The 18,460-nt window shown below is 69.2% G+C and carries 18 protein-coding genes; 14 read left to right on the top strand and 4 right to left on the bottom strand.

Going from position 1 to position 18,460, the window contains the following annotated elements; translation table 11 throughout:
- Nucleotides 1-6 precede the first annotated feature (6 nt).
- The 7 genes from EOJ32_RS03575 to EOJ32_RS03605 are packed head-to-tail and all read left to right on the top strand — an operon-like array spanning nucleotide 7 to nucleotide 8,138.
- Nucleotides 7-2,091: a 3-hydroxyacyl-CoA dehydrogenase NAD-binding domain-containing protein gene (locus EOJ32_RS03575; RefSeq protein ID WP_240542483.1), complete on the top strand. Its 2,085-nt coding sequence runs from the start codon at nucleotides 7-9 to the stop codon at nucleotides 2,089-2,091.
- On the top strand, nucleotides 2,088-3,263 hold the full coding sequence (locus EOJ32_RS03580; RefSeq protein WP_127897725.1) for an acetyl-CoA C-acyltransferase: 1,176 nt from the start codon (nucleotides 2,088-2,090) through the stop codon (nucleotides 3,261-3,263). The genes EOJ32_RS03575 and EOJ32_RS03580 overlap by 4 nt, the downstream gene beginning before the upstream one ends.
- Nucleotides 3,263-4,444, top strand: a complete 1,182-nt coding sequence (locus tag EOJ32_RS03585; RefSeq protein WP_127897726.1) for an acyl-CoA dehydrogenase family protein — start codon at nucleotides 3,263-3,265, stop codon at nucleotides 4,442-4,444. Before EOJ32_RS03580 ends, EOJ32_RS03585 begins: the two co-directional genes overlap by 1 nt.
- A 4-nt stretch (nucleotides 4,445-4,448) precedes the next feature.
- Nucleotides 4,449-5,447, top strand: a complete 999-nt coding sequence (locus EOJ32_RS03590) for an acyl-CoA dehydrogenase family protein (protein WP_127897727.1) — start codon at nucleotides 4,449-4,451, stop codon at nucleotides 5,445-5,447.
- Entirely contained in the window at nucleotides 5,444-5,842 is a 399-nt protein-coding gene (locus EOJ32_RS03595; RefSeq protein WP_127897728.1) for a PaaI family thioesterase, read from the top strand. The genes EOJ32_RS03590 and EOJ32_RS03595 overlap by 4 nt, the downstream gene beginning before the upstream one ends.
- Complete coding sequence (locus tag EOJ32_RS03600; protein ID WP_127897729.1) at nucleotides 5,839-6,648, top strand: oxepin-CoA hydrolase, alternative type; 810 nt, start codon at nucleotides 5,839-5,841, stop codon at nucleotides 6,646-6,648. The genes EOJ32_RS03595 and EOJ32_RS03600 overlap by 4 nt, the downstream gene beginning before the upstream one ends.
- Nucleotides 6,645-8,138, top strand: coding sequence for a class I adenylate-forming enzyme family protein (locus EOJ32_RS03605; protein ID WP_127897730.1), 1,494 nt, complete (start codon nucleotides 6,645-6,647; stop codon nucleotides 8,136-8,138). Before EOJ32_RS03600 ends, EOJ32_RS03605 begins: the two co-directional genes overlap by 4 nt.
- Here EOJ32_RS03605 and EOJ32_RS03610 read toward each other — a convergent pair.
- Nucleotides 8,135-8,890 carry a GntR family transcriptional regulator gene (locus tag EOJ32_RS03610; protein ID WP_164871389.1) on the bottom strand — a complete coding sequence of 252 codons (756 nt, stop codon included), beginning with the start codon at nucleotides 8,888-8,890 and terminating at the stop codon, nucleotides 8,135-8,137. The two genes, EOJ32_RS03605 and EOJ32_RS03610, sit on opposite strands and share 4 nt — an antisense overlap.
- A gap of 196 nt (nucleotides 8,891-9,086) precedes the next feature.
- Between EOJ32_RS03610 and EOJ32_RS03615 the strand changes: the two genes are divergently transcribed.
- The 5 genes from EOJ32_RS03615 (at nucleotide 9,087) to EOJ32_RS03635 (ending at nucleotide 14,243) form a co-directional block, all read left to right on the top strand.
- A complete protein-coding gene (locus EOJ32_RS03615; RefSeq protein WP_127897732.1) occupies nucleotides 9,087-10,283 on the top strand; it encodes an MFS transporter in 1,197 nt (398 codons plus the stop codon).
- Between the two features lies 1 nt (nucleotide 10,284).
- The gene (locus EOJ32_RS03620; protein ID WP_127897733.1) at nucleotides 10,285-11,907 is read left to right on the top strand and encodes a glycosyl transferase family 90; all 1,623 of its coding nucleotides are present in this window, start codon (nucleotides 10,285-10,287) and stop codon (nucleotides 11,905-11,907) included.
- Between the two features lie 9 nt (nucleotides 11,908-11,916).
- Nucleotides 11,917-12,396: an ureidoglycolate lyase gene (locus tag EOJ32_RS03625; protein ID WP_127897734.1), complete on the top strand. Its 480-nt coding sequence runs from the start codon at nucleotides 11,917-11,919 to the stop codon at nucleotides 12,394-12,396.
- Nucleotides 12,393-13,022: a ribonuclease HII gene (locus EOJ32_RS03630; protein WP_127897735.1), complete on the top strand. Its 630-nt coding sequence runs from the start codon at nucleotides 12,393-12,395 to the stop codon at nucleotides 13,020-13,022. The genes EOJ32_RS03625 and EOJ32_RS03630 overlap by 4 nt, the downstream gene beginning before the upstream one ends.
- A 90-nt stretch (nucleotides 13,023-13,112) precedes the next feature.
- Nucleotides 13,113-14,243 carry a site-specific DNA-methyltransferase gene (locus EOJ32_RS03635; protein WP_127897736.1) on the top strand — a complete coding sequence of 377 codons (1,131 nt, stop codon included), beginning with the start codon at nucleotides 13,113-13,115 and terminating at the stop codon, nucleotides 14,241-14,243.
- 91 nt (nucleotides 14,244-14,334) lie between these two features.
- Here the strand turns inward: EOJ32_RS03635 and EOJ32_RS03640 are convergent, their stop codons facing one another.
- The 3 genes from EOJ32_RS03640 to EOJ32_RS03650 form a co-directional block, all read right to left on the bottom strand.
- Nucleotides 14,335-14,796, bottom strand: coding sequence for a BLUF domain-containing protein (locus EOJ32_RS03640; protein ID WP_127897737.1), 462 nt, complete (start codon nucleotides 14,794-14,796; stop codon nucleotides 14,335-14,337).
- Nucleotides 14,797-14,917: 121 nt separating this feature from the next.
- Nucleotides 14,918-16,048: an alkane 1-monooxygenase gene (locus EOJ32_RS03645; RefSeq protein ID WP_127897738.1), complete on the bottom strand. Its 1,131-nt coding sequence runs from the start codon at nucleotides 16,046-16,048 to the stop codon at nucleotides 14,918-14,920.
- 9 nt (nucleotides 16,049-16,057) lie between these two features.
- Nucleotides 16,058-17,083, bottom strand: coding sequence for an A/G-specific adenine glycosylase (locus EOJ32_RS03650; RefSeq protein ID WP_240542484.1), 1,026 nt, complete (start codon nucleotides 17,081-17,083; stop codon nucleotides 16,058-16,060).
- Between the two features lie 85 nt (nucleotides 17,084-17,168).
- Between EOJ32_RS03650 and EOJ32_RS03655 the strand changes: the two genes are divergently transcribed.
- Complete coding sequence (locus tag EOJ32_RS03655; RefSeq protein WP_045980953.1) at nucleotides 17,169-17,693, top strand: DUF721 domain-containing protein; 525 nt, start codon at nucleotides 17,169-17,171, stop codon at nucleotides 17,691-17,693.
- Between the two features lie 30 nt (nucleotides 17,694-17,723).
- Nucleotides 17,724-18,347: a DsbA family protein gene (locus EOJ32_RS03660; protein WP_127897739.1), complete on the top strand. Its 624-nt coding sequence runs from the start codon at nucleotides 17,724-17,726 to the stop codon at nucleotides 18,345-18,347.
- Nucleotides 18,348-18,460 lie beyond the last annotated feature (113 nt).

The following is an 18,460-nucleotide window of genomic DNA, read 5'->3' on the forward strand; positions in this document are numbered from 1 at the left end:
TCCCAGATGTCCGTATCCTATGCCCGCCAAGGCCGCATCGGCCTGATTACCATCGACAATCCGCCGGTCAACGCCACGGGCCATGCCGTGCGGCAGGGCCTGATGGACGCGGCGCGCGACTTTGCCGCGGACACAGGCGCAGACGCTGCCGTGATCCTGTGCGCCGGCCGCACCTGGGTCGCAGGTGCCGACATCTCGGAATTCGGCAAGCCTTCGCAGGCCCCGATCCTGCCCGACGTGATCGCCGCCATCGAGTCCCAGGACAAGCCCGTCGTCGCGGCGCTGCATGGCACCGCCCTGGGCGGCGGGCTGGAACTGGCCCTTGGGTGCCATGCGCGGATCGCGGCCCCCGGCACCCGCATGGGCCTGCCCGAGGTGACCTTGGGGCTGCTGCCCGGTGCGGGCGGCACGCAACGCCTGCCGCGCCTGATCGGCACCGCCGCCGCCCTGGACATCATCACCAGCGCCCGCCAGGTTCCCGCCGCGCAGGCGCTGGACCTGGGACTGATCGACGCGCTGTCGCAGGGCGATCTGACCGCGGATGCGATCGCGCTGGCCGAAACGCTGGCGGGCCAGCCGCCGCGCCGGACGCGCGATCTGCCCGCCCCCGCCCCGGACCCGGATGCCGCGCAGGCGCTGAAGGCCACCCTGGCGCGCAAGCTGCCCGGCCAGATCGCGCAGGCGACGGCGGTGGACGTGGTGACCGACGGCCTGGCGCAGCCCTTTGACCAGGGCATGGCGATTGAGCGCGCGGGCTTTATGGCGCTGATGGACAGCCCGCAGCGCGCCGCACTGATCCATGCCTTCTTTTCCGAACGCGCCGTGGCCCATCTGCCGCAGATCAAGGGCGTGGCACCGCGCCCCCTGGACCGGATCGGCGTGATCGGCGGCGGCACGATGGGCGCGGGCATCGCGGTGTCCTGCCTGCTGGCCGGGCTGGACGTGACCCTGATCGAACGCGACGACCAGGCGACCGCCCGCGCGCAGGCGACGGTCGGCGACCTGCTGGCGGGGGCCGTCAGCCGCGGCAAGCTGGCCGCCGCGCGCCGGGATGCGATCCTGTCCGGGGCATTCCGCACCGACACGGATTACGCGGCCCTGGGTCAGGCCGACCTGATCGTCGAGGCGGTGTTCGAATCGATGGAGGTCAAGGAACAGGTCTTTGCCGCCATCGACCGCGTGGCAAAGCCCGATGCTGTGCTGGCGACCAACACCTCCTATCTGGACGTGGACCGCATCGCCGACGCGACGCGCCGCCCGCGCGACGTGATCGGCCTGCATTTCTTCTCTCCGGCCCATGTCATGCGCCTGCTGGAGGTCGTGGTCGCGGACCGCACTGCCCCCGAGGTCGTGGCCACGGGCTTTGCCCTGGCCAAGCGCCTTGGCAAGATCGCGGTGCGCGCGGGCGTCTGCGACGGTTTCATCGGCAACCGCATCCTGTCGCATTACCGCGCGGCGGTCGATGCGATGGTGCTGGACGGTGCGTCGCCCCAGCAGGTCGACCGCGCGCTGACCGATTTCGGGTTCGCCATGGGCCCCTATGCGGTCAGCGATCTGGCGGGCCTGGACATCGGCGCGATGACCCGCCAGCGCAAGGCGGCCGACCGCCATCCGCGCGACCGTGTTCCGGTCTTTGCCGACCGCCTGTACGAACAGGGCGATCTGGGCCGCAAGACGGGGCGCGGCTATTACGTCTATGCCGACGGCAAGCCGCAGCCGAACCCGGACCTGCCCGCGATCCTGGACGCGGTGCGGTCCGATCTGGGCATCACGCCCCGCGATTTCGACGACGCCGAAATCGTCGCCCGCACCATGGCCGCGATGGTGAACGAGGCTGCCCGCACGGTCGCCGACGGCACCGCGCTGCAGCCGCTGGACGTCGATGTGGTCATGCTGAACGGATACGGCTTTCCGCGCTGGCGGGGCGGTCCGATGCACTGGGCCGACGCCCACGGTCTGGACCGCATCTTGTCCGACATCCGCCGCTTTGCCGAAGATGACGACCATTTCTGGCAGCCCGCGCCGCTTCTGGCCGAACTGGTGGCCGACGGCCGCGGCTTTGCCGACCTGAACCAAGGAATCTCCGCATGAAACAGCCCGTGATCGTCTCGACCGCCCGCACCGCCATCGGGCGCGCGAAACGCGGCGCCTTCAATCAGACCCACGGGGCCGTGCTGGCCGGCGCCACCGCCCGCGCCGTGGTCGAGCGTGCGGGCATCGACCCCGCGCTGATCGAAGACAGCATCTGGGGTTGCGGCTATCCCGAGGCCGCGACGGGCGGCAACATCGCCCGTCAGGCGGTGATCCGCGCGGGCCTGCCAGACAGCATCGCGGGCGCCACGGTCAACCGCTTCTGCGCCTCGGGCCTGCAGGCGCTGGCGCAGGGCGCGCAGATGGTCGCCCATGAGGGCGCGCGCGCCGTGCTGGTCGGCGGGGTCGAGAGCATCTCGATGGTCCAGCCGCCCGTGCGCCATTCGCGGGAAGGATGGATCGAGGCGAACCGCCCCGACCTCTACATGACCATGATCGAGACCGCCGACATCGTGGCGGCCCGCTATGGCGTCAGCCGCGAGGCGCAGGATGCCTATGCCGTCGAATCTCAGGCCCGCACCGCCGCGGCTCAGGCCGCCGGGATTTTCGACGACGAGATCATCCCGATGACGGTCACCATGTCCGTCACCGACAAGGCCACCGGCGAGACCGCCGACCGCGAGGTCACCATCGCCGCCGATGAAGGCAACCGTCCCGGCACCACGCTGGAGGCGCTGGCCAAGCTGGAGCCGGTGCGCGGCGCGGGTCAGTTCGTGACCGCAGGCAACGCGTCCCAGCTGTCCGACGGGGCCGCGGCGTTGCTGGTGATGGAGGCCGACCTGGCCGCATCGCTGAACCTGGAACCGCTTGGCGCCTTCCGCGGCTTTGCCGTCGCGGGCTGCGCGCCCGACGAGATGGGCATCGGCCCGGTCTTTGCCGTGCCGCGCCTGCTGGAGCGCCACGGGCTGACGGTGAACGACATCGACCTGTGGGAGCTGAACGAGGCCTTCGCCAGCCAGTGCCTGTACAGCCGCGACACGCTCGGCATCGACCCGGCGAAATACAACGTGAACGGCGGGGCCATTTCCATCGGCCATCCCTTCGGCATGACCGGCGCGCGCACCGCGGGCCATCTGCTGCGCGAAGGCCGCCGTCGGGGCGCCAAATGGGGCGTCGTGACCATGTGCGTGGGCGGTGGCCAGGGCGCCGCCGGACTTCTGGAGATCTTTTGATGGACATGAGCTTTACCCCCGAGGAAACCGCCTTCCGCGACGACATCCGCGCCTTTCTGAAGGCCGAGCTGGACCCCGCGCTGGCCCGCAAGGTGCGGCTCCATCACGACCTGACCAAGGCCGAGATGGAGGGCTGGCATGCCAAGCTGCAATCACGCGGCTGGCTGGCCGGGAACTGGCCCAAGGAGTTCGGCGGCGCGGGCTGGACCGCGATCCAGCGCCACATCTTCGAGGAGGAATCGGCCCGCGCGCATGCGCCGCGCATCGTGCCCTTCGGCATCGCCATGCTGGGGCCGGTACTGCAGAAATTCGGGTCCAAGGAACAGCAGGACTATTGGCTGCCCCGCATCCTGAACGGCGACGACTGGTGGTGCCAAGGCTATTCCGAGCCCGGCGCCGGATCGGACTTGGCCAGCCTGCGCTGCGAGGCCGTGCGCGACGGCGACTATTATGTCGTCAACGGGCAGAAGACCTGGACCACGCTTGGCCAGCACGCCAACATGATCTTCTGCTTGGTGCGCACCAATGCGACGGGCAAGAAGCAGGAGGGCATCAGCTTCCTGCTCATTGACATGGAGACGCCGGGCGTCACCGTGCGCCCCATCGTCCTGCTGGACGGCACGGCCGAGGTGAACGAGGTCTGGTTCGACAATGTCCGCGTCCCCGCCGCCAATCTGGTCGGCGAGGAGAACCAGGGCTGGACCTATGCCAAGTACCTGCTGACGCATGAACGCACGAACATCGCGGGCGTGGGATTCGCCACCGCCGCGCTGGACAACCTGAAACGCGTCGCCAAGGCGCAGCGCCATCGCGGCCAGCCCCTGTCCGACGATCCGCTGTTCGCCGCCGAGATGGCGGGGGTCGAGATCGAGTTGATGGCCATGTCCACCACCAACCTGCGCATGCTGTCGGCGGCGGCCCAGGGCCAGGCGCCCGGCATCGAGAGCAGCATGCTCAAGATCAAGGGCACCCAGATCCGCCAGCGGCTGGATGCGCTGACTCGGCGCGCCTATGGCGGGCAGGCGATGGCCCTGACGCTGGAGGGCAACGAAGGCCCCGAGGGTGCCGACGAGGCCCTGGCCGCCAGCGCCACCTGGCTGAACAACCGCAAGCTGTCGATCTATGGCGGCTCGAACGAGGTCCAGCGCAGCATCATCTCCGGCGCGCTGGCGAAAGGATAAGCCCATGGACTTTCAGCTTTCCGACGACCACCGCATGCTGCAGGACAGCCTGCGCGGCATCCTGGCCCGCCATTCCGGCGAGGCGCTGATGCCCGCCCTGCAGGAGGCCGGCGTCCCCCAGGCCCTGCTGACCGAGGCCGAGGGCGGTTTCGACGGATCGGGCGCCGCCGTGGCGCTGATCTTCGAGGCCCTGGGCCGGGCGGGCGCGTCCCTGCCGCTGATCGGCACGATGATCGGGGCGGCGGCCCTGGCGCAGGCGGGCCAGCCTGCTGACGATGATGCGACCATCGCCTTCGCCGATGCCGAACCCGGCACGCGTTACGACCGGGGCGTGGCGATCAGCGTCGATGGCGACCGCCTGACCGGGCGCAAGACCATGGTGGCGGGGGCCGAAGGGGCCGCCGCGATCATCGTCACCACCGCCGATGCGCTGTGGCTGGTCGCGCCCGACGCGACGGGTCTGACCGTCCGCCCCTATCCGCTGATGGACGATCAGCGCGGCGCCGACCTGATCTTTGACGCCACCCCCGCCACGCGGCTTGGGGCCTTGGCCGATTTCGACGTGGTGCTGGCGCGCGGCGTCCTGGCCCATGCGGCCTATGCCTTGGGCACGCTGAGCGCGGCGGTCGATCTGACGCTGGACTATCTGCGCACCCGCAAGCAGTTCGGCCAGCCGCTGATCGCGTTCCAGGCCTTAGCGCATCGCGCCGCCGACCTGTCCGTCGAGGTCGAACAGGCGCGGTCCGCCGTCACCAATTTCGCGGGCCATCTGGATGCCGAGGCGCCGCTGCGCGCCCGGCACCTGCAGGCCTGCAAGGTCACCCTGGGCCGGGTCGCGCGGCTGGTGGCCGAAGAATCGGTGCAGCTGCATGGCGGCATTGGCATGACCGAGGAATACGCGCTTGGCGGCATGATCCGCCGCCTGCTGGCCGCCGACACAGCCATGGGCGACGCGGATTTCCACCTGGAGCGCTTCGCGCGCGGCGAGCCCGCCTTCGCATGACCCTGATCCACGGCGAAACCGGCACCCAGTCCCTGATCGGCTATGTCCTGGACGTGGGCTGCCGGGCGGGGGCGGTCTGCTGGCTGGATCTGGACGACCGCCATCTGAACCGTCAGGGCATCCTGCATGGCGGGCTGGCCGCGACCCTTCTGGACAGCGCGATGGGGGCCACGGGCAGCCTGACGGTCGATGCCACGGGCCGCCATCCCTTCACCACGCTGTCGCTGACGGTGAATTATCTGGCCCCGGGCCATCCGGGGCGCGTGACCGCCACGGGCCGCGTGACGGGCGGCGGGCGCGCCACCCTGTTCATCGAGGGCGCCTTGCGGCATGAGGACGGCACGCTGATCGCCACCGCGACCGGCGTCTTCCGCAGGACAAGGGCCGCCCCATGACCGACCTCACCAATCCGCATTGCGAAATCAGCGACCTGGGCGACCGCCTGGTGGTCGAGAACCGCAACGCCGCCCGCCGCAACGCACTGACGCGCGATTTCTACAAGGGCCTGCACCGCGCGCTGGAGCTGGCGACCGACAACCCCCGCATCGGCGCCGTGCTGATCATGGGCGAAGGCGATTTCTTCTGCGCGGGCGGCGATCTGACCATGCTGATCAAGGCGCAGGAGATGTCCGAGGATCAGCGCCGCGCCCGCATCGACGCGCTGAATGACCTGATGCGCGCGGTCGTGGCCTGCCCCCGCCCGGTCATCGCCGTGGTCGAGGGGGGCGCCGCCGGCGCGGGCCTGTCACTGGCTTTGGCCTGCGACATGATCGTGTCAGCCCGCGATGCGCGCTATACGGCGGCCTATGTGAATGCCGGGCTGGTGCCCGATGGCGGGCTGACCGCGGCGCTGACCGCCTGCCTGCCGCCGCAGATGGCCGCGGCCATGGCTCTGACCGGTCAGCCCGTGGGCGCCGAACGCCTGCACGCCCTGGGCGTCATCCAGGAACTGACCGAGCCCGGAGAGGCCATCATGGCCGCCATGGCCCTGGCCGACCGCCTGGCCGCAGGGCCCGCCGAGGCGCAGGCCGCGATCAAGCATCTGCTGACCGGCGCCCGCGCCACCCTGCTGGAGGCGCAGCTGACCGCCGAACGCGATGCGATGGCCACGGCCTTGGCCTCGCGCGAGGCGGCCGAGGGCATCACCGCCTTCCTGGCCAAGCGCCCCCCCGATTTCCGCCGCCTTCGCGAGGATTCATGACCCGTATCCACCAGCTGTTCGACGCCGCCCGCGCGGCCCATCCCGACCGTCCGGCCCTGACCGACGGGACAGGACGCACCCTGACCTATGCCGCGCTGGACGATCTGGTCCGGCGGACGCAGGCGGATCTGGCGGCGATGGGCCTGCGCCCCGGCGACCGGCTGCTGGTGGTGGCCGAGAATGCGGCCCCGGTGCCGGTCCTGCTGCTGGCCGCCAGCCGCATGGACGCGGTGCTGGTGCCCGTGAACGCGCGCATGACCGAGCCGGAGCTGGCCAAGATCGCGGCCCATACCGAACCGCGCCTGACCCTGTTCCTGTCCGATGTCAGCGAACCCGCGCGTGTCCATGCTGGCGATGCACGCGCCGTCACGCTGGCCGGGGCGGCACTGCATGTCGCGGGGCCGTTCGACGCCGTGCCGGAGCAGGTCGAGCCGCAAAACGCGATGACGGCGGTGATCCTCTACACCACCGGCACGACGGGCACGCCCAAGGGGGTGATGCTGACCCACGGGAACCTGATCTTTGGCGGGGAAAGCTCGGCCCGGTTGCGGGGGATGCAGGCGGATGACGTCATCTGGGGCGTTCTGCCGCTGACGCATGTCTTCGGGCTGACCTCGATGCTGGCCGCGGGGCTGGCCACGGGCGCGCATATCCGGCTGGAGCCGCGCTTTTCCGCCGCGCAGACGCTGGCCGCGCTGCAATCGGACGTGACCGTCCTGCCCGCCGTTCCGCAGATGCACGCGGCCATCATGGCCGAGGCGCGCGCCCAGGGGCTGGAGCGTCTGGCCCGCCCGCTGCGCTATGTCAGCAGCGGCGCGGCGCCCCTGGACCCCGACTGGAAGCGGCGGGCCGAGGCGTTCTATGGCATCGCGCTGCAGAACGGTTACGGCATGACCGAGACCACGGCGGGGGTGACCGTCACGAACAGCGCCATCGGCGACCCGGACCCGTCGGCGGGCCACCCGCTGCCGGGGGTCCAGATCGCGCTGGACGAGACGATCGGCCGCGAACCCGGCACGGGAGAGGTGCTGACGCGCGGTCCGCACATCATGCGCGGCTATTTTCGCAATGCGGAGGGGACGGCGCAGGTATTGCGGGACGGCTGGATGCGCACCGGCGATCTGGGCCGGATCGACGCGCAGGGGCGGCTGCACATCGTGGGCCGTTGCAAGGAGCTGATCATCCGCGGCGGCTTCAACGTCTATCCCCCCGAGGTCGAGGCCGCGCTGAACGATCATCCGGCCGTCCTGCAGACCGCCGTGATCGGCCGCGCGCGCGAGGGGGGCGACGAGGATATCCTGGCCTTCTGTCAGCTGATTTCGCCGGATGCGGTGACGGCCGATGCGCTGGCGGCCCATGCGGCGGCGCGGCTGTCGGCCTACAAGCGGCCCACGCGGATCATCGTGACGGGCGCGCTGCCCGCGGCGGCGACGGGCAAGGTGCTCAAGCACCGCCTTGTCGCGCATTTCGCGGACCTGTTGGGTCTTTAGTCGTCCAGCACCAGGCGGTGCATCGGCGGATAGAACTGGCGGGCAAACGACACAGGCAGCGAATCCAGCGTGTTGACCCGCTCGATCGTCATCACCGGCGTGCCCGGATCGATGGTCAGGTTCACCGCACAGGATCCGCTGGCCCCTTCGGCCAGGATCGAAAAGCGACTTTGCGTGACGGGCAGGCTGCGGGCCAGCCATTCCTGCGGCGGCTCATGCGCGAACAGATGGAAATCAGGCAGGGCCAGCGCGCGGGGGTTCAGCCAGATCGCCTCGCAGCAATGCGGGCGGTCGTCGGCCAGATAGCGCGACTTGACCAGCAGCATCATGTCGTCGGCATCGACCTGCAGCGCCTGCATCGCAGCGGGGCTGGGATTGCAGGGCAGGCATTCGGTCATCTGATAGGCATAGCGCGCGCCAAGCGATTCGATCTCGTCGCGCAGGACCGGCAGCGACAGGGTCGTGCGGCGGGACGTGGTGGCGGTCACGCGGGTACCCACCTTGCGGCGGCGCTGGATGATGCCGCTGGCGGCCAGCTCACGCAGGGCACGGTTCACCGTGGCGCGCGCGCAGCCCATCTCGATCGACAGCATCTGTTCGGTGGGGATCAGGCTGCCCGGCGGCCATTCGCCTGATCTGATCCGGCCCAGCACATCCGCGCGGATCGCCTGCCATGTGTTGAGTCGCCGCCGTTCGGCGTCGACGCCGGAAGAGCGGATCGTAACGGACGAACCTTGGGACAACTTGGCCATTTTGAAGAACTCGTGACATATACCTGTCCCGATTTGATAAATGATACGCACAAGAATGGAAGCTGTCCAATTCGCCATGCGACATCCCGGCTGGCCGCGGGCCGGGGAAAAACCCCGGGCGGACGGGCGCGCGACGCTTTCATTTCGCAGGATGTCTGATAAATGCAGATCGTGCAAGCATGATGGCGGATTTTCGATGCGCTCGACCACCCATCCCTCGGTGACACCCGGACCCGCGACGCTGACATCCTGGGGCGTGCTGATGGCGATCAGCCTTTGCCACATGATCAACGACGTGATGCAGTCGATGCTGGCGGCCATCTATCCGCTGCTGCAGGTCGAATTCGACCTGTCCTATGCCCAGATCGGCGTGATGACTTTGGCCTTCCAGGTCACCGCGTCGCTGCTGCAGCCGCTGATCGGGATGGCCACCGACCGCCACCCGCAGCCGCGGTCGCTGCCCTTCGGCATGGCCTCGACGCTGTGCGGCGTGCTGATGCTGGGCATGGCCGAGGGTTATGCCTGGCTTTTGTCGGGGGCGATGCTGATCGGCATCGGATCGGCCGTGTTCCATCCCGAAAGCTCGCGCGTGGCGCGGATCGCGTCGGGGGGGCGGTTCGGCACCGCGCAGTCGCTGTTCCAGCTGGGCGGCAATGGCGGGCAGGCGCTGGGGCCGCTGCTGGCCGCGTTCATCGTGGTGCCGCTGGGCCGTCCGGCCGTGGCCTGGTTCGCGGTCGCGGCCGCCCTGGGTGCCGCGATCCTGTGGCAGGTCGGCAGCTGGGCCGAGGATCGGCGCCGCGCCAGCACCGCCACCCCCGACCGTACCCTGCGCCTGCCGCGCGCGACGGTGATCCGCGCCATCGCGGTGCTGGCGGTGCTGGTCTTCACCAAGAACATCTACAGCGCCTCGATGAGCAGCTATTTCACCTTCTTCACGATCGACAAGTTCGGCCTGTCGACCCAGGGCGCGCAGATCATGCTGTTCCTGTTCCTGGCCGGCATGGCGGCGGGCGTCATGCTGGGCGGGGTGATCGGCGACAGGGTCGGGCCGCTGACGGTCATCTGGGTGTCGATCCTGGGCGCGCTGCCGCTGACGCTGGCGCTGCCACATGTGGGGCTGGTGCCGACGGGCGTGCTGGCGGTGCTGATCGGGCTGGTGCTGGCATCGGCCTTTCCGGCCATCGTGGTCTTTGCGCAAGAGCTGGTGCCGGGCCGCACCGGCATGATCGCGGGGCTGTTCTTCGGCTTCTCGTTCGGGATGGGCGGGATCTCGGCCGCGGCGCTTGGGGTGTTGGCGGATGCGCAGGGGATCCGGTCGGTCTTCCTGCTGTGTTCGGTCCTGCCGGTGCTGGGGCTGCTGACGATCCTGCTGCCGCGCCGCAGCCTGGGCTGAGATGGGCCACCCGGTCGTCATCCATGTCGGCCCCGACGGCCCCATCGATGCGGCGCTGGCGCGGATGTTTCAGGCCAACGGCCATCGCGCGGTCTGCCATGACGGCGGGCGCCTGGCTGCGGACATCGTCTATGCGATGGGGCAGGGGACGCAGCCCCTGCGCGGCTGGCCCAACGCGCGGCTGATCGCCGGGCTGTACCGCGAAAGGCCCCATTGGCGCCCGACATTGCAGGCCTGGCGCTGCATCGCCTTTCTGCGCGACCGTCTGCCCGACGCGCTGTTCCTGCTGACCATCCCGCCCCGCCATCGCTGGCCCGAAGGGATGCAGGCGCATCTGGACGCGACGCGCGCCCTGTTCGCGGACGACACGCGGCTGATCACGATGGACCTGACCGACAGCACCCCCGCGGACCTGGCTGCACGGCTGCGGCCGATGCTGGTGCTGGACCGGGGGCTGCCCGACCACTGGCCCGACCGCTGGCCCGTCCCGGACCCCGTCGTGGACCCGCCGCCGACGCCCAAGGCACCGCCGGGCTGGGCGCAGGATGTCGCGCGCTTCTGTCTTGCGGGCCTGAACCCCGATGGGGCAGGCGGCGCGCAGGGGCTGTCGGGATTCGCCTGCCGTTGGGACGGCACCCTGTCGGGCAGCGGCGCGGTGACCGACGCGGCGGGTGCGCCGCGGCAGTTCACCCTTCTGACGCCCCCCGGCCACCGCCCCCTGGCCCTGGTGCGCGAGGGGCGTCCCTTCAAGCTGATCCGGGCCGAGGGGGTGATCAACGACATCCTGGCGCTGGACCGCCGCGATCCGGTCTGGATCGACATGGAGGACAGTCGCTGGTTCGGCAGCCCCCAGGGCGCGCCCCTGGATCGTCCGGTCCTGTGCCACAACCGCCGGGCGGGGGCGGTGAACGCGGTCCTGTGGCCCCTGCCGGACCAGCACGCGATCGGCCTGCCGGGGTTCGATCCCGCCGCGCCCGACGACGACATCCCCTGGGAGGACAAGCAGGACCGGCTGGTGTGGCGCGGCATGATCTCGGGGTCGGAAATGCGCGATGGGGTCAAGCCCGGTCCCGCCAGCCATGTCTGGCTGCAGCGTCTGGCCCAGGCCGCCACCCCCGCGGATCGCGAGGCCGCGTGGCAGGGCCTGTGCCGCACGAACCGAATGGCCTTTGTCCGCCGGTTCCACGATCATCCCGATTTCGATGTGGGCATCGTCATGGCGCACGGTTTCCGCCAGCACGCCGACGACCCGCTGATCGCGCCCTATTGCCGCCCGCGCATGGGGCGCCGCGACTTTCGGGCCTATCGCTATCAGCTGTGCCTGTCGGGGTATGACCACGGGTCGAACTTCATCTCGGGGCTGGACCAGAACGGCGTGCTGCTGGCCGAGGATGACGGCTGGCAGGTGTTCTATTCGGGGCGCTTCCGGCCTTGGGAGCATTTCATCCCCGTCGCGCGCCACCTGACCGACCTGGAGGACAAGCTGGCCTGGGCCCGCGCCCATCCCGACGCCTGCCGCGCCATGTCGCGTGCCGCGCGCGCCGAGGCCGCGCATCTGCGCGACCCCGCCGCACGGGCGGACCTGATGCGTCTGATCCTCGACGGGCTGGCTGCGGCGCGCTAGAACACCGCCATGAGCACGATCCGCATCGAACCCCTGACCGCCGCCGCCTTCGCCCCCTTCGGCGAGGTGCTGACCCCGCGCGCGACGCCCGACCGCATGATCAATGCGGGCCGCTGCGAACGCCACCATGCCCTGGCCACCGTCGAGCGCGGCGGCGGAGAGGCGATCATTTCCCTTTTTCGTAGCCAGGCCGTCAGCCTGCCCTATGACTGCACGCTGCTGGAACGTCACCCGCTTGGGTCGCAGGCGTTCATGCCGCTTGGCGACCGGCCGTGGCTGTCGGTGGTCGCGCCCGATGACGACGGCCGACCCGGCGCCCTGCGGGCGTTCCTGGTCCCGGCGCATACCGGCGTGAACCTGCACGCGGGAACCTGGCACGGCGTGCTGACGCCCTTGGACCAGCCGGCCGATTTCCTGGTCGTGGACCGCGAGGGGACCGGCACGAACCTAGAGGAAGTGACCATCCCCGCGGTGCGGATCACCGCATGACCCCCGATTACAACGTCGAGACCCTGGCCATGGCCGGGGGCGCGCGTCGCGTGGCGGGCGTGGACGAGGCCGGGCGCGGGCCGCTGGCCGGCCCCGTCACCGCGGCGGCCGTGGTATTGGACCCGCAGAACATCCCTGACGGCCTGAACGACAGCAAGAAGCTGACCGCCGCGCGGCGCGACGCGCTGGCCGCTTGGATCATGGAGCATTGCGACTGGTCCGTGGCCCATGTCGATCCGGTCGAAATCGACGCCCTGAACATCCTGCGCGCCAGCCATGTCGCGATGTGCCGCGCCCTGGCCGGGCTGCGCCAGCCGCCCTGCCACGTTCTGATCGATGGCAACATGCTGCCCCGCGATCTGACCCTGCCCGCGCAGGCGATGGTCAAGGGCGATGCGCGTTGCCTGTCGATCGCCGCGGCCTCGATCGTGGCCAAGGTGTTGCGCGACCGCATCATGGTGGATTTGGCGCAACAGCACCCCGGATATGGCTGGGACGTGAATGCCGGATACCCCACGCCAGGCCACAAGCGCGCCCTGCTAGATCTGGGGATAACCCCACATCATAGGCGGTCGTTCAGGCCAGTCCACAACATCTTGTGTAAAGCCCCTTTGGTAAGTGACTGATTTGAAAAAGAAATTGACGGCGATTCGCATCTGAATCATCTTTGGGGACATACCAGACCGGCAAAAGCCGGCATTTCCCGAAGGCAGAGCATGACGAAAACCAAGGACCAGCGCGCGGATTCCGCGCGGCCATTACCGCTGAACCAGATTCTGGGCGGGGATTGCATCGAGATCATGAACAGCCTGCCCGCGGGCAGCGTGGACCTGATCTTTGCCGATCCGCCCTATAATTTGCAGCTGAAGGGCGACTTGCATCGCCCCGACAACAGCCTGGTCGATGCGGTGGACGATCATTGGGACCAGTTTTCCAGCTTTGCCACCTATGACGCCTTCACCCGCGACTGGCTGGCCGCAGCCCGCCGCCTGCTGAAGCCGAACGGCGCGATCTGGGTGATCGGCAGCTATCACAACATCTTCCGCGTCGGCGCCGAACTGCAGAACCAGCAGTTCTGGATCATGAACGACGTGATCTGGCGCAAGTCGAACCCGATGCCGAACTTTCGCGGCAAGCGCCTGACCAACGCGCATGAGACGCTGATCTGGGCGGCAAAGTCGGAAAGCTCGAAATACACGTTCAACTACGAGGCGCTGAAGTCGCTGAACGAGGGCGTCCAGATGCGCAGCGACTGGGTGCTGCCGATCTGCAACGGCGGCGAGCGGCTGAAGGACGCGGCCGGCGACAAGGCCCATCCGACGCAAAAGCCGGAATCGCTGCTGCACCGGGTGATCCTGGGCACGACTAATCCCGGCGACGTGGTGCTGGACCCGTTCTTCGGCACCGGCACCACCGGTGCGGTCGCCAAGATGCTGGGCCGCGACTATATCGGGATCGAGCGCGAGGAGACCTATCGCGAGGTCGCGGGCCGCCGCCTGTCGCGCGTCCGCCGGCTGGACGCCGACGCCATCGCCACCACCCGCGCCAAGCGCGCCGAGGTGCGCATCCCCTTCGGGCAGGTCATCGAACGCGGCATGCTGCGCCCCGGAGAGGAGTTGTTCTCGATCGGCAACCGTCACAAGGCCAAGGTCCGTGCCGACGGGTCGCTGATCGGGAACGACGTCAAGGGGTCGATCCATCAGGTCGGCGCCGCGCTGGAAGGCGCGCCCAGCTGCAACGGCTGGACCTATTGGCATTTCCGGCGCGAGGGCAAGATGATCCCCCTGGACATCCTGCGCCAGCAGATCCGCGCCGAGATGGAAGGCGACGCCCCCCGGCCCAACTGAGTTTCACCCTTCGCCAGTTCCCCCGTGCGCATCGCGCACGGCCGGAACCACCTTGCCCCGCCATGTCCGCATGGCGGGGGTTTTTCGTCCGTCAGCCCTTCATCGACCGCATGAAGGCCGCGATGCTTTCGGCGTCGTCCTGATCGGACCCGGCACGGTCGCGCCGTTCGGCCAGCCATTCCAGCAGCGATGCGGCCTCGCGGTCGGAAAACCGCATCTCCCAGTCACTGAACAGGCGCTGTTGCAGCGGTCCCTGGTCCAGCACCGTGAAGTTCAGGTGGCGGTCATCCTCGCGCAGCACGTCGATCAGCCGGAACAGGCGAATGCGCGGCCCCTCGACCCATTGGAAGAACAGCCCGTCCTCATGGTGCAGGCATCCGGTCAGCCCCGCCGCCCGGTTGCGGTCGCGCGCATGATGCAGGATGCGTTCCAGGTCGTCGCGTTGCATGCCGGGACGGGCCACGCTGCGGTACAGAAGATAACCCAGACTGTCGCCCGCGGCGAAGTGATAGGGCTGCGCATCGCTGTGCATCAGCATCGAATCGTCGTTCATTCCGGTCGGTCCCTATTACGCCTTGGGACATTTTTCCATTTTGTGCACACAATGCAAGGTTGTGCCCGGGATAAGCTGCGCAGCCTTTTAGCGATATTTGCCGGCCCCTGCGGCAGGCGCGCTACAGCGCGTTGCGGGGCAGGGGCAGGGTGCCGCGGTTATAGTCGGTCCAGTCGGTGATCTCTGGATAGAACTGGCGCCGCCAGGCGCGCACGCGGGGGTTCATGCGCCGCCGCCACAGCGGCGGGACCATCGCCAGCAGCGTCATCGCCGGATAGCCCATCGGCAGCTGCGGCGCCTCGTTCGCGCCATAGGTCTGCAGCAGCGGAAAGCGGCGGTCGGGCTTTGTGTGATGGTCGGAATGGCGCTGCAGGTTGATCAGCAGCCAGTTGGTCGCGGTGTGGCTGGCGTTCCAGCTGTGGCGCGGGCGGACGGGTTCATAGCGGCCGTCCCCCAGATGCTTGCGCGACAACCCGTAATGTTCGACGTAATTCGTCAGCTCCAGCTGCCAGACGGCGATCAGCGCCTGGAACAGGAACAGCCCCAGCCCGGTCCAGCCCCCCACGGCCATGGCCAGCCCCAGCATCGCCCCCTGCAGCACGCCGTAACGCCAGAAGGGGTTGCGGCGGTCCCAAGGGCTGCGGCCAGCGCGGGCCAGGAACCGCGTCTCGGCCCGCCACGCGCTGCGGGGGCCGTCGATCAGGACGCGGGCGAAGAAGCGGTGAAAGCCTTCGTTGTAGCGGGCCGAGACGGCGTCGCGCGGGGTCGACACCCAGCTGTGATGCACCAGCAGGTGCTCGGTGCGGAAATGCGAATAAAGGACCGACGCCAGCAGCAGGTCCCCCAGCCAGCGTTCAGCCGGCGTCTTCTGGTGCAGCAGTTCATGCGCATAGACGATGCCGACGCTGCCCGACATGACACCGATGGCAAAGAACAGCCCAAGCGATTCCCACCCCGACAGGTGGTCCGTGCGCCCGGCCACCCACAGGCAGGCCAGAATCGTGGCCGCCTGCAGCGGAAACCAGATCAGCGTCACGGCGCGATGCCAGAACAGCTGGTCGGTGGCGATGTCCGGGTCGGGATTGGCCTCGTTCAGGCCCAGCACGCGGTCCAGTACCGTGGTCAGGTACCAGGCATAGACCGGCACGATCAGCCACCACATCCCGCCCCCCCAGGCCGCCAGCGCGACCAGGGGGATCAGGGCGACGGACAGCCAGAAGGGCGCCGCGGCGGGCAGGGGGGCATGGCTCATGCCGCGATGCTACCCCTGAAGATGCGGCTGCGCCATATCCCAGGCCTTGCGCATCAGCCCCGGCAGGGCGTCGCGGTCGATCTGCCGCAGGGGGACCAGTTCCCCGCGCGTGGGATTGCCGGTCAGATCGCCCAGCAGCACGGTCAGATCCAGCGTGAAATGCGTGAAGACATGGCGCACGGCGCCCAGGTCGCGCCAGTCGGCGGGGCCAGGCGGGGGCATGTCGCGCCCGTCCCACTGCGCCGACGGAAAGGCCAGCGTGCCGCCCAGCAGCCCCTTGGGCGGGCGGTGTTCCAGCACAAGCGCATCGCCCTGGCGCGCCAGCCAGACCACGCCCTGACGCGTGGGCTTGGCGGCCTTGGGGGTCTTGCGGGGCAGTTCGGCCGCGATCCCCTGGGCGCGGGCGTCGCACTGGGCCTGGACGGGGCAGATGACGCAGGCGGGGCTGCGGGGCGTGCAGATGGTCGCGCCCAGGTCCATCATCGCCTGCGCGTAATCGCCCGGGCGGGACTGCGGTGTCAGCCCGTCGGCCAGCGCCACCAGTTCCGGTTTCGCGCGGGGCAGGGGTGTCTGGACCGCGAACAGCCGCGACACCACGCGTTCGACATTGCCGTCCACCACGGTTTCCACCCGGTCGAAGGCGATCGAGGCGATCGCGGCCGATGTATAGGCCCCGATCCCCGGCAGCGCGGACAACCCGTCGCGCATGTCGGGAAAGCCGCCCCGCGCCGCCACCGCACGGGCGCAGGCCAGCAGGTTTCGGGCGCGGGCGTAGTATCCCAACCCCGCCCATTCGGCCATCACCTGCGCGTCATCGGCCGCCGCAAGGTCCTGGACCGTCGGCCACAGCGCGGTGAACCGCAGGAAATACGCCTTGACCGCCGCGACGGTGGTCTGCTGCAGCATCACCTCGGACAGCCAGACGCGATAGGGGTCGGCAGGGCCGCCGCCGGGGGGCACCCGCCAGGGCAGGCTGCGGGCATGGCGGTCGTACCAATCCAGCAGGTCGGGGGCGATCACCTTGCTTTCACGCAATTATGTGGGCCTTTGCAAAAGGGCGCGCTTTCATCCGGGGGGATGGCTGGCTAAGAATGGCCGGGTGATAGCAGCAAAGGCGCCCATGGCCCACCCGTCCGACGCCCCAAAGACCCGGATCCGTCGTCGCAGCCGCGGCTTTCAGGCGGCAGCCACCCTGCTGGCCGACCGCGTCCAGAAGGCGGCCGAGGGGCGCGGATTCGCGGTCACCCGCCTGCTGACCAACTGGGCCGAGATCGCGGGCCCGCAGCTGGCCCCCGTCACCCGTCCGGTCCGCATCAGCCACGCCCGCACGGGCTTTGGCGCCACACTGACGCTGCTGACCACCGGCCCCATGGCGCCCATGGTCGAGATGCAGCTGCCCCGGCTGCGCGACCGCGTCAACGCCTGCTACGGCTATAACGCCGTCAGCCGCATCACCCTGACGCAGACCGCCGCAACCGGCTTTGCCGAAGGGCAGGCGGCCTTTTCCCATGCGCCCCGCCCGGACCGCGCGCCCGATCCCGCGATCGTGGCGCAGGCCCGGGGGGTGGGGCAGCAGTTTTCCGATCCGACCCTTGCCCAGGCCATGGCGCAACTGGCGATGAACGTCGCCAGCCGCCGGACCTGACATGACATGCACGACCTGAAAGGACTTTCCATGTTTCTGCGATTTGCCGCAACCGCCGTCGCGATGACCCTGGCCGCCCCCGCCTTTGCGCAGGACGCCGCCGCGACCCCCGAAACCCTGCCCGACATCGCCCAGGGCGCCGAGGACGCGCCCCTGACGATCGTCGAATACGCCAGCTTCACCTGCGGGCATTGCGCGAATTTCCACGCCAACGTCTATCCGCAGCTCAAGGCGGAATACATCGACACCGGCAAGGTCCGCTTCGTGCAGCGCGACGTCTACTTCGACCAGCCGGGCCTGTGGGCCGGAATCCTGGCGCGCTGCGGTGGCGACGACAAGTTCTTCCCCGTGTCCGGGATGCTGTTCGACGAACAGGAACAGTGGCTGGCCGGCGGTTCGGGCGACGAGATCGCGACGAACCTGCGCCGCATCGGCCTGAAGGCCGGGATGACCGAGGAACAGATGACCGCCTGCTGGGAGGACACCGCCAAGGTCGAACAGCTGATCGCCACGTTCCAGACGAACGCCACCGCCGACGAGGTCGAGGCCACCCCGACCTTCATCATCGGCGGAGAGAAGGTGTCGAACCAGCCCTGGGACAGCATGAAGGAAATCATCGACACCAAGCTGGCCGAGGCCGCCCCGGCCGAGTGACGCATCGCCCTACAGGGCCCCGTGACGGGGTCTTGCACGCGCGCGATTGATTTTCGCCCGGAATGGTCGCAGGATCGGCGGGCGCGGAATTGACGCGCAGCACGGGGACAGTG

The sequence above is a fragment of the Paracoccus sp. Arc7-R13 genome (assembly GCF_004010775.1).
GTDB classification, from domain to species: domain Bacteria; phylum Pseudomonadota; class Alphaproteobacteria; order Rhodobacterales; family Rhodobacteraceae; genus Paracoccus; species Paracoccus marcusii.

Coding starts and splice junctions, on each gene's coding strand:
- EOJ32_RS03575 (WP_240542483.1), top strand. CDS start 7: ATGTCCGTATCCTATGCCCGCCAAGGCCGCATCGGCCTGATTACCATC.
- EOJ32_RS03580 (WP_127897725.1), top strand. CDS start 2,088: ATGAAACAGCCCGTGATCGTCTCGACCGCCCGCACCGCCATCGGGCGC.
- EOJ32_RS03585 (WP_127897726.1), top strand. CDS start 3,263: ATGGACATGAGCTTTACCCCCGAGGAAACCGCCTTCCGCGACGACATC.
- EOJ32_RS03590 (WP_127897727.1), top strand. CDS start 4,449: ATGGACTTTCAGCTTTCCGACGACCACCGCATGCTGCAGGACAGCCTG.
- EOJ32_RS03595 (WP_127897728.1), top strand. CDS start 5,444: ATGACCCTGATCCACGGCGAAACCGGCACCCAGTCCCTGATCGGCTAT.
- EOJ32_RS03600 (WP_127897729.1), top strand. CDS start 5,839: ATGACCGACCTCACCAATCCGCATTGCGAAATCAGCGACCTGGGCGAC.
- EOJ32_RS03605 (WP_127897730.1), top strand. CDS start 6,645: ATGACCCGTATCCACCAGCTGTTCGACGCCGCCCGCGCGGCCCATCCC.
- EOJ32_RS03610 (WP_164871389.1), bottom strand. CDS start 8,890: ATGGCCAAGTTGTCCCAAGGTTCGTCCGTTACGATCCGCTCTTCCGGC.
- EOJ32_RS03615 (WP_127897732.1), top strand. CDS start 9,087: ATGCGCTCGACCACCCATCCCTCGGTGACACCCGGACCCGCGACGCTG.
- EOJ32_RS03620 (WP_127897733.1), top strand. CDS start 10,285: ATGGGCCACCCGGTCGTCATCCATGTCGGCCCCGACGGCCCCATCGAT.
- EOJ32_RS03625 (WP_127897734.1), top strand. CDS start 11,917: ATGAGCACGATCCGCATCGAACCCCTGACCGCCGCCGCCTTCGCCCCC.
- EOJ32_RS03630 (WP_127897735.1), top strand. CDS start 12,393: ATGACCCCCGATTACAACGTCGAGACCCTGGCCATGGCCGGGGGCGCG.
- EOJ32_RS03635 (WP_127897736.1), top strand. CDS start 13,113: ATGACGAAAACCAAGGACCAGCGCGCGGATTCCGCGCGGCCATTACCG.
- EOJ32_RS03640 (WP_127897737.1), bottom strand. CDS start 14,796: ATGAACGACGATTCGATGCTGATGCACAGCGATGCGCAGCCCTATCAC.
- EOJ32_RS03645 (WP_127897738.1), bottom strand. CDS start 16,048: ATGAGCCATGCCCCCCTGCCCGCCGCGGCGCCCTTCTGGCTGTCCGTC.
- EOJ32_RS03655 (WP_045980953.1), top strand. CDS start 17,169: ATGGCCCACCCGTCCGACGCCCCAAAGACCCGGATCCGTCGTCGCAGC.
- EOJ32_RS03660 (WP_127897739.1), top strand. CDS start 17,724: ATGTTTCTGCGATTTGCCGCAACCGCCGTCGCGATGACCCTGGCCGCC.